The sequence below is a fragment of the Lachnospiraceae bacterium oral taxon 500 genome, assembly GCA_002999035.1.
GTDB lineage: Bacteria > Bacillota > Clostridia > Lachnospirales > Vallitaleaceae > W11650.
In genome coordinates this window covers 471,307-486,505 of sequence record CP027241.1, presented here as the reverse complement: position 1 = coordinate 486,505, position 15,199 = coordinate 471,307, and the positions used below count along the sequence as shown (strand labels likewise).

General features: G+C 47.0%; 13 protein-coding genes. All 13 read left to right on the top strand.

Features of this window, described 5'->3' with window-relative positions; translation table 11 throughout:
* Nucleotides 1-227: 227 nt before the first annotated feature.
* The 13 genes from pyrH to C3V36_02260 all read left to right on the top strand — a co-directional run bounded on the left by pyrH (nucleotide 228) and on the right by C3V36_02260 (nucleotide 15,096).
* Nucleotides 228-935, top strand: coding sequence for a UMP kinase (pyrH, locus tag C3V36_02320; protein ID AVM68187.1), 708 nt, complete (start codon nucleotides 228-230; stop codon nucleotides 933-935).
* Complete coding sequence (locus tag C3V36_02315; protein ID AVM68186.1) at nucleotides 922-1,113, top strand: hypothetical protein; 192 nt, start codon at nucleotides 922-924, stop codon at nucleotides 1,111-1,113. The genes pyrH and C3V36_02315 overlap by 14 nt, the downstream gene beginning before the upstream one ends.
* Complete coding sequence (locus tag C3V36_02310; GenBank protein AVM68185.1) at nucleotides 1,106-1,660, top strand: ribosome recycling factor; 555 nt, start codon at nucleotides 1,106-1,108, stop codon at nucleotides 1,658-1,660. The genes C3V36_02315 and C3V36_02310 overlap by 8 nt, the downstream gene beginning before the upstream one ends.
* Nucleotides 1,661-1,707: 47 nt before the next feature.
* Nucleotides 1,708-2,394, top strand: a complete 687-nt coding sequence (gene uppS / locus C3V36_02305) for a di-trans,poly-cis-decaprenylcistransferase (GenBank protein ID AVM70408.1) — start codon at nucleotides 1,708-1,710, stop codon at nucleotides 2,392-2,394.
* Entirely contained in the window at nucleotides 2,306-3,214 is a 909-nt protein-coding gene (locus C3V36_02300) for a phosphatidate cytidylyltransferase (GenBank protein AVM68184.1), read from the top strand. The genes uppS and C3V36_02300 overlap by 89 nt, the downstream gene beginning before the upstream one ends.
* Nucleotides 3,215-3,410: 196 nt before the next feature.
* Nucleotides 3,411-4,490, top strand: coding sequence for an RIP metalloprotease RseP (rseP, locus tag C3V36_02295; GenBank protein ID AVM68183.1), 1,080 nt, complete (start codon nucleotides 3,411-3,413; stop codon nucleotides 4,488-4,490).
* Nucleotides 4,491-4,658: 168 nt separating this feature from the next.
* Entirely contained in the window at nucleotides 4,659-4,949 is a 291-nt protein-coding gene (locus C3V36_02290) for a hypothetical protein (GenBank protein ID AVM68182.1), read from the top strand.
* Entirely contained in the window at nucleotides 4,942-9,243 is a 4,302-nt protein-coding gene (locus C3V36_02285; protein ID AVM68181.1) for a PolC-type DNA polymerase III, read from the top strand. The genes C3V36_02290 and C3V36_02285 overlap by 8 nt, the downstream gene beginning before the upstream one ends.
* 385 nt (nucleotides 9,244-9,628) lie before the next feature.
* Nucleotides 9,629-10,840, top strand: coding sequence for an ATPase (locus C3V36_02280; protein AVM68180.1), 1,212 nt, complete (start codon nucleotides 9,629-9,631; stop codon nucleotides 10,838-10,840).
* A 234-nt stretch (nucleotides 10,841-11,074) separates the two neighbouring features.
* Nucleotides 11,075-11,617, top strand: coding sequence for a 50S ribosomal protein L10 (locus C3V36_02275; GenBank protein AVM68179.1), 543 nt, complete (start codon nucleotides 11,075-11,077; stop codon nucleotides 11,615-11,617).
* A 60-nt stretch (nucleotides 11,618-11,677) separates the two neighbouring features.
* Nucleotides 11,678-12,055, top strand: coding sequence for a 50S ribosomal protein L7/L12 (locus C3V36_02270; GenBank protein AVM68178.1), 378 nt, complete (start codon nucleotides 11,678-11,680; stop codon nucleotides 12,053-12,055).
* 284 nt (nucleotides 12,056-12,339) lie between these two features.
* Nucleotides 12,340-12,939: a 30S ribosomal protein S4 gene (locus C3V36_02265; GenBank protein ID AVM68177.1), complete on the top strand. Its 600-nt coding sequence runs from the start codon at nucleotides 12,340-12,342 to the stop codon at nucleotides 12,937-12,939.
* A 144-nt stretch (nucleotides 12,940-13,083) separates the two neighbouring features.
* Entirely contained in the window at nucleotides 13,084-15,096 is a 2,013-nt protein-coding gene (locus C3V36_02260) for a methyl-accepting chemotaxis protein (GenBank protein AVM68176.1), read from the top strand.
* The last annotated feature ends 103 nt before the right edge of the window (nucleotides 15,097-15,199 follow it).

Below are 15,199 nucleotides of genomic sequence, written 5' to 3'. Positions count from 1 at the left end.
GCTCTCTGAGCGGGATAGAGCCAAAAAAGACTATGGGAAAGTTGAGTGATTATATCAAAATTTTTATATAAAATTTGCGGAAGGAAAAATATATAAGAATTCTTTAAGTTGATAAATCGGTTGGAATCTGGTATCATAAGGGAGAAAGTGTTACGATTCCGGCGGATTATTTGTAATTCGCTGAAATGCAAAATAACGGGACCTTGATAACATCATAAGGAGGGCTTATGTCAAAATATAAAAGAGTGCTGCTCAAGCTGAGCGGCGAAACCCTGTCCGGCGGAAATACCGGTAAGTTTGACGAGGCGGCGGCTTTAAAGGTGGCTGAGCAGGTCAAAAAGGCGGCCGATGAGGGCCTGCAGATAGGGATTGTCATTGGCGGCGGCAATTTTTGGCGGGGACGCAGCAGTGAAAACATGGATCGGTGCAAGGCGGATGCGATCGGGATGATGGCAACGGTGATGAATTGCCTGTACGCAGCGGCGGTATTTCAGATGGCAGGCTTAGAGAGCGTAGTCATGACGCCATTTCCGGTCGGCACGTTTACGGAAGTTTACTCGAAGGATGCGATGCTGGATTATTTAAATAAAGGAAAAATCATTTTCTTTGCCGGCGGCACCGGTCATTCCTATTTTTCGACCGATACGGCAGCGGCTCTGCGGGCAATTCAAATGAATGCGGATATGATTTTACTGGCTAAAAATATTGACGGTGTGTATGACAAAGACCCCAATCAGTACCCGGATGCGGTTCGCTATGACCGGCTGACGGTTTCGGAGGTAGTAAAAAAAGGCTTAAAAGTAATGGATATCACAGCGGCGCAGCTTTGTCTGGAAAATAAAATGCCGATGTCGGTCTTTTTCTTCGGCGGGGAGAACGCGATTTTAAAGGCGGTCAGTGGCAGCGGAGACGGAACTTTTATTGCGGCTGAGTAGCGAGCTTGTGATTGAGCCGAAGCAGCCAATTATGAGCGGCAGGCAAAATCCAAATGATGAAAAACGGCGGCAGACAATAATTTTCGGCTGCGGGTTTGACTGGCAGTCAGAAGCCGAATCCTTTAAAGGAAACAGAGCCAACGACAAGATAATAATAACGGAGGAGAAAAATGGATAGTTCAGTAAAAGTTTATCAGGAAAAGATGACCAAGACAGTGAGTGTTTTAAAAGATGAATTTAATGCGGTTCGGGCCGGGAGAGCCAATCCGCATATTTTGGATAAGATTACGGTTGATTATTACGGACAGGCAACTCCGCTCCAGCAGGTCGGCAATATTACCGTGCCGGAGGCAAGAATGATTCAAATCCAGCCGTGGGATGCCAGCGTCATCAAAGCGATTGAAAAGGCGCTCAATATGTCAGATATCGGCATTACGCCCTCCAGCGACGGCAAAGTTATTCGCTTGGTATTTCCGGAACTGACCGAAGAAAAGAGAAAGGAACTGACCAAAAAGGTGAAGCATTTAGGCGAGGAGGCGAAGGTCGCCGTTCGCAATATCCGCCGTGATGCGGTGCAGGATTTTAAAAAGCAGGAACAGGACAAGCTTTTGACTGAGGATGACCTGAAAGATTTGGAAACCGAGATTCAGGAGTTGACGGATAAGTTTGTGAAAGAGATTGACAAAGCGGTGGAAGAAAAAACCAAGGAGATCATGACAGTTTAAGCGCAGTCAATAAGAATAAAATGATTCAGTCAATGAAGGGTATAAAAATGGAAGACCTGCAGCATATTGCAATTATTATGGACGGAAACCGGCGCTGGGCAAGGAAAAGGCTCATGCCGCAGACACTTGGTCATCAAAAGGGAGCGGAAACCTTGGAAAAAGTCAGCCGGCTGGTGTGGGACAAGGGAATTCGCTATCTGACGGTTTATGCTTTTTCCACCGAAAACTGGAAGCGCTCGGCCAAGGAAGTGGAGTATATCATGGACTTGGCCCGGAAGTTTTTAAAGACCAGCATTCGCGATGCGACTCAAAACAATATGCGGGTCAGGGTAATCGGCAATAAAAAAGGTTTGGCCGAGGATATTCAGGCACAAATTGAGGAATTGGAACAGGCGACGGCCGGTTTTACCGGTTTGAATTTGCAGATTGCTTTAAACTACGGCGGCCGGGATGAGATCATCCGGGCCGCGGAGAAGTTCTGGCAGGCCGGCGGGACAGCGGAAAATCTGACAGAAGAAGCCTTTGCCGGTTATTTAGACACGGCCGGGATTCCGGATCCGGAATTGCTGATCCGGACGGGCGGGGAAAGCCGGCTCAGTAATTATTTACTGTGGCAGGCCGCTTATAGTGAAATTTATGTGACCGATGTTTTTTGGCCGGACTTCGGAGAAACAGAGCTGGATCAGGCAATTGGTTATTATCAGACCAGAAACCGCCGGTTCGGAGGAGAATAAAATGAAACAGAGAGTGCTGTCGTCTGTGGTAGCGCTGCCGCTGGTGGTGGCGGCGATTTATTTCGGGGGGCTTTCTTTATTTTTATTGCTGGGCGCAGCGGTGATGGTCGGTATTTTTGAGTTTAATCGGGCCTTTGGCTATGAGGATAAAAAGCTGCTGCTGAGCATGACCATGCTGGCGGCGGCAGTTTATATTTTTTTGTTCTATATTAATAAGATTGGGATGGCGCAGACGGTTTTCGGCTTTATGCTGATGACGGAACTGGCGGCGTATGTCCTGTTGTATCCGAAGTTACAGCTGCGGCAGGTGTTTATTAATATTGTCGGTTTTTTGTATATTCCCTATATGCTGACCCATGTCTTGCTGATGCGTCAAAGTCTGGTGCATGGTAAGGTTGTGGTTTGGCTGGTTATTTTAATTGCCTTTGGCAGCGACACCTTTGCTTACTTTACCGGGGTGACGCTGGGACGGCATAAACTGGCACCGATTTTAAGTCCGAAAAAAACAATAGAGGGAGCACTGGGCGGTATTTTAGGCAGTACGCTGATTTGCCTTTCCTATGGTCTTTTTTTGGAATGGCGCGGTTATTTTACTCTGCCACTTGCGGCCTATGCCAGCCTGGCGCTGTTGGGCGTGCTGGGTTCGGTTTTTTCTCAAATCGGCGATTTGGTTGGCTCGGCGATTAAGCGGGAAACGGGCATCAAGGACTTTGGCCGGCTGATTCCGGGGCATGGCGGGATACTCGATCGGCTCGACAGCATTTTGTTTGTCGCGCCCTTTGTCTATTATTTTATGCTGCTTTTGCACCGTTGGAATTAAATGGCCTGCCGGTGAAAGTCTTGGTAAAACAGGGCTGCGGGCATAAGCACAGTATTATCTTCGGTGCGGTAAGATTTGATTGGTGATATTTTCGGCTTGCTGCGCGATATGCGAAGAAAATGGCTTGCGGAAAATTACTTAGCGCAGAAAGTTAAGTTTTTAAAAAGAAATTTTGTAAAGAGAAAGAAGGAATTTTATGAATCAGGCAGTGGGCATTGTGATTGCCTTTTTGGTATTTAGTTTTATTGTATTTTTTCATGAATGGGGGCATTTTCTCTTGGCTCGCCGGGGCGGAATCGGCGTGGAGGAGTTTGCCATCGGCATGGGGCCGAAATTGTGGGGCAAAAAAAAGGGTGATACGCTGTATAGTATCCGGCTGCTGCCGATTGGTGGCTTTTGTGCTATGCTGGGTGAGGATTCGGCTGGCAGCGGATTAAGCGGAACAGCAGCGGCTACTATTGCAAGCGACCCCAGAGCGTTTAATAATCGGCCGCTAAAAGCCAGGATTTTGGCGGTTTTAGCCGGTCCGGTCTTTAATTTTATTTTGGCCTTTATTTTTGCCGTGATTTTACTGCTCGCCGCCGGGGCGGTGACGACCACCGAAATCAGCAAGGTTGATCCGGAGTATCCGGCTTATCAGGCGGGAATTCAGGTTGGCGATAAGTTGCTGGCGATTAACGGCCATCGGATTTTAGATCCGATGGAAGCTTCGACCTATCTTGTCGTCGAGGGCGGCCAGCCGGTTGAGGTCGATGTTTTGCGGGGGGCGGAGAAGCTGAGGTTTACCCTTACGCCCAAGCCGGTTGACCGGGGCGGACAGACGGTTTATATGATTGGCATCGGCTATGCTTATATCCAGCCTAATTTTTTGGAAGTGTTTTATTATGCTTTGATTAAGCTGCTGAGTATGATTAAAATTACGGCTTTCAGCTTGTTTGCTCTAATTACCGGTAAGGTATCCTTAAATATGCTGTCCGGGCCGGTCGGAATTGTTAATTCTTTGAGTAAGAGCTATGACGGCGGTATGGCAATTCGCCAGTATATTGCTATTTTCAGCAGCCAGGTGGTTCTGCTCAGCGCCAACCTTGGTGTGATGAACCTTTTGCCGATTCCGGCGCTGGACGGCGGCCGGCTGGTCTTTCTGTTCTTGGAGGGACTTCGCGGCAAGCCGATTGATCAGAAAAAAGAGGGCTATATTCATATGGCTGGCTTTGTTTTGTTGATGCTCTTGATGGCGGTCATCTTTTATTCCGATATTGTTAAGTTATTGACTTAACTTTCCCATGTTCTGCAAAACTAGAACAGTCTTTTTAGGCAGACTGTCCGCCCGGGCAGAAAGCGAAGCTTTCGATCAGGTAGGTCGCCCACCCGGGCAGAAACGCATAGCGTTTCGACCAGGGCTCGTTGCTTCCAGAAAGGCTGCGCCTTTCGGCGATGGGCGGGAATGATAGGCAAATCGCGGAAAGAGGATTCGATGCAGACTGCCCGCCCGGGAAGAAAGCAGGTAGCACTTCGATTAGGGGAAAGTTATGTTATTGACACATACTCCGGCATAAGGCGTTTTGCTTGGCGGGCGAGTAGGTTGCTCCGGCGGGCAGAGCTTCCGGGTTTAGGCAAATGCCTGCTCCGGCAGAAAGCAAATAGCCGGCGGAGTGCGAAACAGCAGGAGAAACAGACGATCGGTATGATGATACCTGAGTGGAAAATAAGAGAGAAAGGGAGTCGGTATGACTAAGAAATTGACGGAAACATTTGTGCAATTTACTTTTCCGGCTGATTTGCGAGAGATTTTTGCGGAAGCAGAGGTTTCTCGCATTGTTTTTGACCGGCAGAAATTGAGACTGGATATTTATTTGGAGTTAAGCCGGGTGATTCGCCCCTCATACATTGAGCAGCTGGCGAAAAGCCTGACCGCGCACTTGGGCTATTCGGTTCGGCTGTGGGAAACATACCGGCTGGACGGGGATTTGAGCCGGATTTATCCGCAGTGGGCGGACAGCTTATTTTATTATCTGGAAAAAGGCGACCCGTTTTTGGCCAATACGCTGCGTTTGTCGCAGGCCAAAATCAGCGGGGACCAAATCCAGTATCAAGTACCGGCGGTCGGGTATGAATATATTATGCCCTTGGAACCGGGAAAAAAAATTGAGCGCCTGTTTGCCGAGAAACTGCAAAGAGAAGTGGTGATTTCCTTTTATAAAAAGGATGAAAAAAATCAAATCCTGCAGGAGTTTATTCAAAACCGCGATATGGAGAGCCGGATGCTGGCAACGGTTCCGGTCGGTCAGGAGATGGCTGCGCCGGTGAAAAAAGTGATGGAAAAACCGGAAGGCATTCTTTACGGCAAGAAGGAAATTAAAGGCGAGATTACGCCGGTGGCGGATTTGGAGGAAAGCCGATCATTTTATAATATTGATGTCGAAATCGTCGGCGAGATTGATGTGCGCGAGCTCCGCTCCGGCAAGCGAATGGTTAAGATGTTCCTGACCGATTATCAAAAAACCGTCAGCGGCAAGCTCTTTGCGGATGATAAAGAAACGACCGAGGAGTTGGTTAAGGGATTGAAAGAAGCCAAAGCCCTCAGAGTCAGCGGCAAATACAGCTTTGACAGCTTTGATATGCAGCCGGCATTTATGATTCAAACCATTCAGCCGCTGAGCGGCAGCATTAAGCAGGAGCGGGTGGACGAAGCTGAAGAAAAACGGATTGAACTGCACTGCCATACGCAAATGAGTGATATGGATGGCATTATTCCGGTCAAGACGGCGGTTAAGCAGGCCGCCAAATGGGGACATCCGGCGCTGGCAATTACCGATACTGCCGTGGTTCAGGCTTTTCCCGATGCTTTTTCCGCTGGTAAGGCCTTTGCCGGCAGCTTAAAATTGATTTATGGCATGACCGCCTTTATGGTGGACGATGAGCGGCCGGTGCTCTGGTTCGGGCGGGGACAAAGCCTGCGCGATACCTATGTGGTCTTTGATATTGAAACCACGGGTTTGATTACCAGCTGTGACAGCCTGACCGAAATCGGTGCGGTTAAAATCAAAGACGGTAAGATTATTGAGCGCTTCAGTGAGTTTATCAATCCCGGCCGGCCGATTCCCCGAAGGATTCAGGAGCTGACCCATATCACCGATGATATTGTTCGGGACGCACCGCGAATTGAGGAGGTGTTGCCGCGCTTTATGGACTTTTCTGCTGGAGCGGTGCTGGTGGCGCATAACTCGGATTTTGATATCAGCTTTATAAAAAAAGAGTGCCAGAAACTGGATTTGCCGGTTGATTTTACCTATATGGATACTTTAGAGCTGGCGCGCCACTTATTTCCTGAGTTTAAGCGGTATGGACTGGATTATTTAAGTAAGGAATTGGAAGTATCGCTCAGTCAGCACCACCGGGCGGTTTATGATGCGGAAGCAACGGCTGGCGTGCTGCTGAAGATGTTTCAGCGCCTGGAAGAAATCGGCGTTCATGATTTGAACGATGTATTAACTTGGGCGCAGCAAAATCCAATCAACTGGGAAAAGCAAAGACCGACCCAGATTATGATTTTAACCAAAACCAGAGCCGGCCTCCTAAACCTTTATAAAATGGTGTCGGAGTCGCATATCAATACCTTTGCCGGCGTGCCTCGGCTGAAAAAGTCGTATCTGCACCGGATGCGGGAGGGACTTTTATACGGCGCGACCGGGGGCGATAATGATTTTTATCAGGCCTTTATCGAGGGGCGCTGTCAGGAATTAATCGACCGGACGGCGGAGTTTTATGATTATTTTGAACTCTATCCGATTCCGGTAGCCAGAACCTATGTCGGGACGGATATGATTGCCGAAGATCAGGCACTGGGCGCTTTGCAGGTAGAGCTGTACCGCTTTGTGAAAAGCCTTGGCAAGAAAGTAATTGCCAGCGCCAATGTCAAGATTTTAAATCCGGAGGACGAGATTTTGCGCCGGATTTTGCTGGTCGGCAAAAAAACGGTGCGCAACGCCGATGTGCCGGATTATTGCTATTTTCGGACGACCGGTGAAATGCTTCGTGACTTTGCCTATTTCGGACAGGCCGAAGCCAGAGAAATGGTAATTACCGCACCGCGCGAGATTGTTGATTCGCTGGATGAGATTGAGCCGGTGGAGCGGGATAAATATCCGCCGGAGATTCCCAATTCCGATGAGGAATTGAAAAGCCTGTGCTATGGCCGGGCACATCAGATTTACGGCGATCCTCTGCCGGAGATTGTGTCCGAGCGGCTGGAAAGAGAGCTCCATTCCATTATCAGCAATGGTTTTGCCGTTATGTATATGATTGCCCAAAAGTTAGTTAAAAAGTCCAATGAGGACGGCTATTTGGTCGGCTCACGGGGCTCGGTCGGTTCGTCCTTTGTGGCCACCATGTCCGGGATTACCGAGGTTAATCCGCTGTCGGCTCACTATGTTTGCCCGAATTGTCAATATTCTGATTTTGCGCCGCCGGAGTTAAAAGATGACCCGGAAATGTCGGGTGCCGACTTGCCGGACAGAAGCTGCCCTAAGTGTGGTGCACCGCTGAGTAAAGACGGGCATGATATTCCGTTTGAAACTTTCCTTGGGTTTTACGGTGATAAAGAGCCGGATATCGACCTGAACTTTTCGGGCGAATATCAAAGCCGGGCGCATGAATACACCGAGGAAATCTTCGGCAAGGGTCATGTTTTCCGGGCGGGAACGATCGGTACGCTGGCCGACAAGACGGCTTACGGCTTTGTGAAAAATTATTTTGAGGAAAGACAAATTGCGATGTCCGAGGGCGATATCAATCGCTATGTGCAGGGCTGCGTCGGCGTGCGCCGGACGACAGGTCAGCACCCCGGCGGCATTGTGGTCGTACCCAGAGATCAGGAAATTTATAAGTTTACACCGATTCAGCGGCCGGCCAATGACCGGGAGAGCAATATCATCACCACTCACTTTGATTATCACAGTATTGACCACAATTTGCTCAAACTTGATATTTTAGGGCATGATGACCCGACCATGATTCGTTTCCTGGAGGATTTGACCGGAGTCAATGCCCAGAAAATTCCGCTCGATGACCCGAAAGTAATGTCGCTGTTTCAGTCAACCGAAGCGCTCGGGATTCAGCCGGCCGATATCGGCGGCGTGGAAATGGGCTCGCTCGGAATTCCCGAGTTCGGTACGGACTTTGTTATCCAAATGTTGAAAGACACGAAGCCAAAGGCTTTTTCCGATTTAATTCGTATTTCCGGCTTGTCGCATGGCACCGATGTTTGGATTAATAACGGTCAGGAAATGATTCGCAATGGTTTAGCGACAATTACTACCGTCATTTCCACCCGCGACGGTATCATGTCGTATTTGATCAACAAAGGCATGGAAAAGGGGCTGGCCTTTACTATCATGGAATCTGTCCGTAAGGGCAAGGGTTTAAAGGACGAATGGGTTACAGCGATGACAGCTTCGGACGTGCCGGAATGGTACATTGAGTCCTGCCGCCGGATTAAGTATATGTTCCCTAAGGCGCATGCGGCGGCCTATGTGATGATGGCCTTTCGGATTGCGTATTTTAAGGTTTATTATCCCTTGGAGTATTATGCGGCGTATTTCAGCGTCAGAGCCAGTACTTTTGATTATGTGGTCATGGGCAAGGGGCGGGAGGTGCTGGAGGAAGCGGCGCAGGATTTGAAAAACCGGGCGGATAAGCTGACCAAAAAAGAGCAGGACATGGAAAAGGAAATGCAGACTGTTCGCGAGATGTACGCCCGCGGCTTCGGTTTTCACCGGATTGACCTGTATCAGGCGGAGGCAACTCGGTTTAAGATTATTGACGGCAAGATAATGCCCAGCTTTTGCAGCATTAACGGCATGGGCGAAAAAGCGGCGCTGTCAATTGTTGAAGCCCGCAAGGACGCGCCGTTTTTGTCGATTGAGGATTTAATCAGTCGGACGAAGCTGTCCAAGACGCTGGTGGAAATCCTAAGAGTCAACGGCATACTGGAAGGCTTGTCGGAAACCAACCAAATTAGCTTATTTTAGCGGATAACGGTGTGGATATCGGAATCGATATTTGCACCGTTAAAGTTTTCAGCAGAAAAGAAAGCCGTAAATAAAAAAGTTTCTTTTATAGAAGAATAAAAGCGATGGCATCAAAATAGTTTCTTTTATACAGGAAACAAAACCCTAAACAACAAATAGTTTCTTTTATAAGAGAAACTATTTGTTGTTTTTTTATTTTTGTGTTATACTATTACTGAGAAAAAGTGTGAATATGGCGTGTTTTCTATAAGGCGGAATGGGTCTGTAAGCGAAGCTTTGGAAAATCAGGAGATAAAAACGTTCAAGAACAGGGAGAAGGAAGCAAGTCGGAAAAGACCGGAATATTGACATAGCAAATTTTTTAAAACAAAGGGAGGAAATGCTTATGATTGTACGGGAACGATATATGCAGCCGGTTCGAGATTTTATGGATAAACCGGTGGTCAAAATTATTACGGGTATGCGGCGCAGCGGCAAGAGCAGTCTGTTGGAACTGACACGGCAGGAACTTTTGGCACGCAGCGTAAATGACCAAAACATAATTTTTATCAACTTTGAATCTTTGCGCTATGAAGCGCTGAGAAACTATCAGGCACTGTATGCGGAAATTGCGGATAGAGCGGAGCAGGCCCAAGGCCGGCTTTATATTTTGCTCGATGAAATACAGGAAGTAGATGGCTGGGAACGGGTAGTGAACTCCTTGCGGGTTGATTTTGACTGTGATATTTATGTGACTGGTTCCAATGCCCGGTTGCTTTCCGGGGAGCTGGCTACTTTGCTGGCGGGGCGTTATGTGGAAATTCGAGTCTATCCGCTGGACTTTAAAGAATATTTGGATTTTGCCGCTGGGAACGAGGTCGAGGCCAAACTGACACGGCAGGAGCAATTTTCTCATTTCGTGCACTTTGGCGGGCTGCCCGGGATTCATCAGATTAAATGGGAAGAAAGCCGGATTATGCAGTATCTCAACGATATTTACAATTCGGTGCTGCTTAAAGATGTGGTTGCTCGCCATAAAATCAGGGATACGGAGCTGCTGGAAAGAATTGTATTTTATCTGATGGACAATATCGGCAATACTTTTTCGGCCAAGACAATTTCTGATTTTTTGAAAAGCCAGGGGCGAAAGCTCAGTACGGAAACGGTTTATAATTATTTGAAGGCTTTGGAAAGTGCCTTTTTGATCCATAAGGCAGCACGCTTTGACATTAAGGGCAAGCGGATATTAGAAACGCAGGAAAAATATTATCTGGCTGACATTGGGCTGCGCCATGCCGTCATGGGCTATCGGGATAATGATATAGCGGGTGTGCTGGAAAATATCGTCTTTATGGAGCTTCTGCGCCGGGGCTTTTCGGTCAAAATCGGAAAACAGGATGCGGCGGAAGTGGACTTTGTAGCTGACCGGTCGGACGAACGCCTTTATATTCAGGTTTGCTATATCCTGACGCCGGAGAATATCGATCGGGAGTTTGCGCCGCTGGAGGCGATTGCGGATAATTATGAAAAGCTGGTGCTCTCGGCTGATACGCTCCTGCGCGTCAATCGAAGCGGCATCCGCCAGCAGAATATTATGGAGTTTTTGCTGGAGGGGTAAAATAACCCGCGCCAAACAATTTCTACAAATTTTTATTCTCCCCTTGACAAACCATCAATCCTTTGTTATGATAATAGCCGTGAAAAAATTGACCAAAGACAGCAGGTGCGTGAGCACAACGTAAATCAACCTGCCGAGGCTACATAGAAAGGCGGGAGAGTAAGCTCTCTCTTGTTAAGACGTGTAATCTCTTTGTTTTTGGCAAAGAGTTTTTTATTATAAGGAGGTAGTACTGTGCCAAAAGTAGAACAAAAGCAAGCAGTGATCAATGGCATTAAAGAGCATCTGCAGGGTGCGTCTTCGGTCGTTCTGGTTGATTATCGCGGCTTGACCGTTGCACAGGATACGCAGCTTCGGAAAAACCTGAGAGAAGCAAATGTAACGTACCGGGTATTTAAAAATACAATGATGCGTTTTGCCTTTGAAGGAACCGATTTCGCTCAACTGGACTCTCATTTGGAAGGTCCGAGCGCTGTTGCTATCAGCTATGAGGATGCAACCGCGGGAGCGCGTATTCTGAAAGAAGCAACCAAGACCATGCCGAAACTCGAATTTAAAGCGGGCGTTGTCGACGGAACCTATTATGATGCAGCCGGAATTACTAAGATTGCATCGATTCCGGGCAAGAACGAATTACTGTCCAAACTCTTGGGTAGCTTCCAGTCACCGATGGCAAGCTTTGCCCGGGTGGTCAAAGCAGTTGCCGACAAGGCAGCGGAGCAGGGAGTGGCTACGGCCGGCGAATTAGCTGTGGCAGCACCGGCAGAAGCGGAATAAGAACAAAAACAAAGAAACCAAAGAAATCAGAAAGTAAAAGTTTAATCGGAGGAAATAAGAATGGCTAAATTAACAGTAGCAGAGATTTTAGAGGCAGTAAAGGAATTGTCTGTATTGGAATTGAATGAATTGGTAGAAGCAGCCGAGAAAGAGTTCGGCGTATCGGCAGCAGCTGGTGTTGTAGTAGCAGCCGGTGCTGGCGCAGCTGCTCCGGCCGCTGAAGAAAAGACCGAGTTTGACGTTGAATTGACCGATGCCGGCGCAGAAAAGATTAAGGTTATCAAAGAAGTTCGCGGTATCACCGGTTTGGGCCTTAAGGAAGCAAAAGAATTAGTTGACGGTGCTCCGAAGATGGTTAAGGAAGGCGCTACCAAGGAAGAAGCGGAAGAGATCAAGACGAAGCTGGAAGCAGTCGGCGCGAAGGTAACTTTGAAATAATCAGCCTGCTAAGGACTATTAGGCATAAATTATCGCGGCACAGAAGGAGCGTTTCGGCACTGTCTTTTGTTTCGATAGATACGCCGAAATGGCTACAATTTAGTTCCAGTTCAGGTAAGTCACTCATAATTCGTTGAAATACCAACGAATTATGAGTGTGGGCGTTAAGTAAATGGATATTTATAATTGATATACATCTGAAGAGCGAACTCTCCAAAAGTATATCAATTATAAATATCCGCTTACCTGGACTGTTACGCAATTTATGTGAGGAGAAAATAAAGATGGCAAGAATGAGAGAACCAAGATTTAAGAAATGTCGTAGACTGAACTTAAATGTATGTGGTCATCCGAAAGCGATGAAGCGTGCAGAAAAAGCCGGTCAGGCGAGAGATCGCAAGAAGCTCTCCGAATACGGGATTCAATTATTGGAAAAGCAAAGACTTCGCGGTTATTACGAAGTTATGGAAAAACAGTTCTATCGTTACTTTTTAAGAGCGATGAAGGATGAACAAATCACCGGTACGGCACTGGTTCGGATGCTGGAAACACGCCTCGATAACTTAGTATATCGGAGCGGTTATGCAACCAGTATTCGTCAGGCCAGACAAATGGTCGGACATGGCCATATTCTGGTTAATGGCAAGAGAATTAATATTCCGTCTTATGCGGTACTGCCGGGTGATGTCATTGCTTTAACGGAAAAGTCGCAAAGCATCCAGTTGTTTAAGGATAATTTCTTAGGCACGGCTGGATCGTATCCGTACTTATCTAAGGATGAGGAAAATTATGCAACGACGCTGATTCGCAATCCGGAAAGAGAAGAGATTCCGATTGAGATTGCCGATCACCTGATCGTCGAGTATTATTCCAAGTTCGTATAAGACAGCAAAGGCTAAGGCATTCTCACCAAAGATGGGGAATGCCTTTTTCTGTTCATTTTACCGGCGGTAAGGTAGCTTTTTATAAACAAAGAAGAAACCGGTTCAACCAAATAAGAATGACAGGAGTCATCGGAAAGGGAAAAAATGAAAAACAAATCAATAGGCATACGGGTAGCGTTTGGAATGGTTGCAGGGATTGTGATCGCTTGCGGCTTGCTGGTGGCATTAAGTAGTATTTTTGGGTCCCGAATCTTGAAAAAAATGGTTGAAGATGAAGTTTTAAGTCTAACGAAGGAAGTTGCCCGGGCAGTTGATGATAAACTGACAGCCGAAGGAAAAATTGTGGAGACATTGGCGGCTAACCCGATTCTGACGCAATCAAACTATTCTTTTACGGAGAAATCGGAGTATATGCAAAAACAGGCCAGTCGTTTAGGCTATGTTGAGTTTTTTATCTCAACGCTTAAAGGTGAGGGCAAAAAATTTACCAAGGGTCAGGAAGATTTTGACGCTTCGGACAGGGAGTATTTTAAAGAAAGCATGACCGGTAAAACTTTTATGTCGGATATTTTGGTTGATAAGATGACCGGGAGAAACATTATTGTTATATCTACTCCGATTTATCAAAATGATAAAATGGTCGGCATCTTTGGGGCAGTAAAAAGCGCTGATTTTATCAGCAATATCTGTGCGGAGTTTTCCTGGGGCGAGAGCGGAATTGCTTCCATTTATGATAAGAGCGGTCAAGTCATCGGGCACACCAATGCGAAATTAGTGGAAGAAAAGTTGAATATTCTGGAAAAAGCGGCGCAAGACTCCAGCTATCAGAAATTGGCGGATTTTTATACAACAAAAATCCTAACCCAAACAACAGGGGCCGGAGAATACTCTTTTTTAGGTAATAATAAGCTGGCCGGTTTTTACAATATGAAAGTTAAAGACTGGACAGTGCTGATTTCAGTCAATAGTTCTGAAATTATGAAGCCGCAAACTGATTTGGCCTTGCTTATGGCTTTGTTTGCTTTAGTTGTTATCGTACTGTTGAGCATTCTGCTGCATTTCGTTTTGACCCGGCCGCTGATAAAAGCGCTGAATGATGCCAGAGCAAATATTGAGCAGTTGGCTCGGCTGGAAATCGGCAAAGAACTGCCGCATGATTATTCGAACCGGCAAAATGAGTTTGGTGATATTTATCGGGCGATTCAGTCGCTCCGTCAGAATATTACCGGCTTGGTGCAGCAGATTCATTCCTCGATTGATAAGCTGACATCTTCGTCCAAGGACTTCAGCCAGAGCTGCAATTCCGCCAGTGCAATGGCAACGGATATTACCCGGACGGTGGATGAAATTGCGCAGGGTGCAACTGCTCAGGCCAGCGACGTTCAGGACGGTGTAGCTGAGCTTAGCCATATGGGCGAGCAAATGGAAAACAATACCGTGCAGATGAAAGAAATGATTGGTGCCTCTGACCGGGTCGATCTCTTACAGGTCGAGGGTAAGAGCCAGCTTCAGTCGCTGATTGATTCAACCAAACAAAATACTGAAATTTCGGCGAAAATTCAGGAAGCCATTAAAAATACGGAGCAGAGTGTTGATGAAATCAATTTGGCGGGTGATACGATTAAGTCGATTTCCGATCAGATTAATTTGCTGGCTTTAAATGCAGCCATTGAGGCTGCCCGGGCCGGCGAAAGCGGTCGCGGTTTCGCGGTGGTAGCTGAGGAAATTCGAAAATTGGCGGAAAGCTCTAATTTATCGACCGAGCAGATTCGTAAGTCAGTGGTGACGCTGGCCGAGAGAACTCAGTATGCGGTTTCCCAGATTATTGAGTCAAACCGGGTGGTGGAAGAACAATCGGTCAATGTTGCCGGCATGTCGGAGAAGTTTGAAGGAATTTCTGACGCGCTGGAGCATTTAAGGAATACGATTGAAAAAATCTTTACTGCCAACGAAAGGATCAATGAGGCCAGAGAAAAGGTGTCCAGCTCGATGAGTAATATTGCTGCGCTGACCGAAGAAAATGCGGCCAGTACCCAAGAAATTTCGGCGTCCATGCAGGAACAAAACGATACCTTCCTGATGATTGCAACCGAAAGCGAAGCCTTGTTGGAGTTGGGTGAAGATTTAGAGCGGATTAGCAGCGAGTTTAAGCTGTAAGTAAAAATTTGAAAAAATTTTTATTGACAATTAAAAAGATATCCTTATAATTGAGATAATGCCTTTAGGTATTATCTCAATTTTTTGCCAGTCACTTCATTTG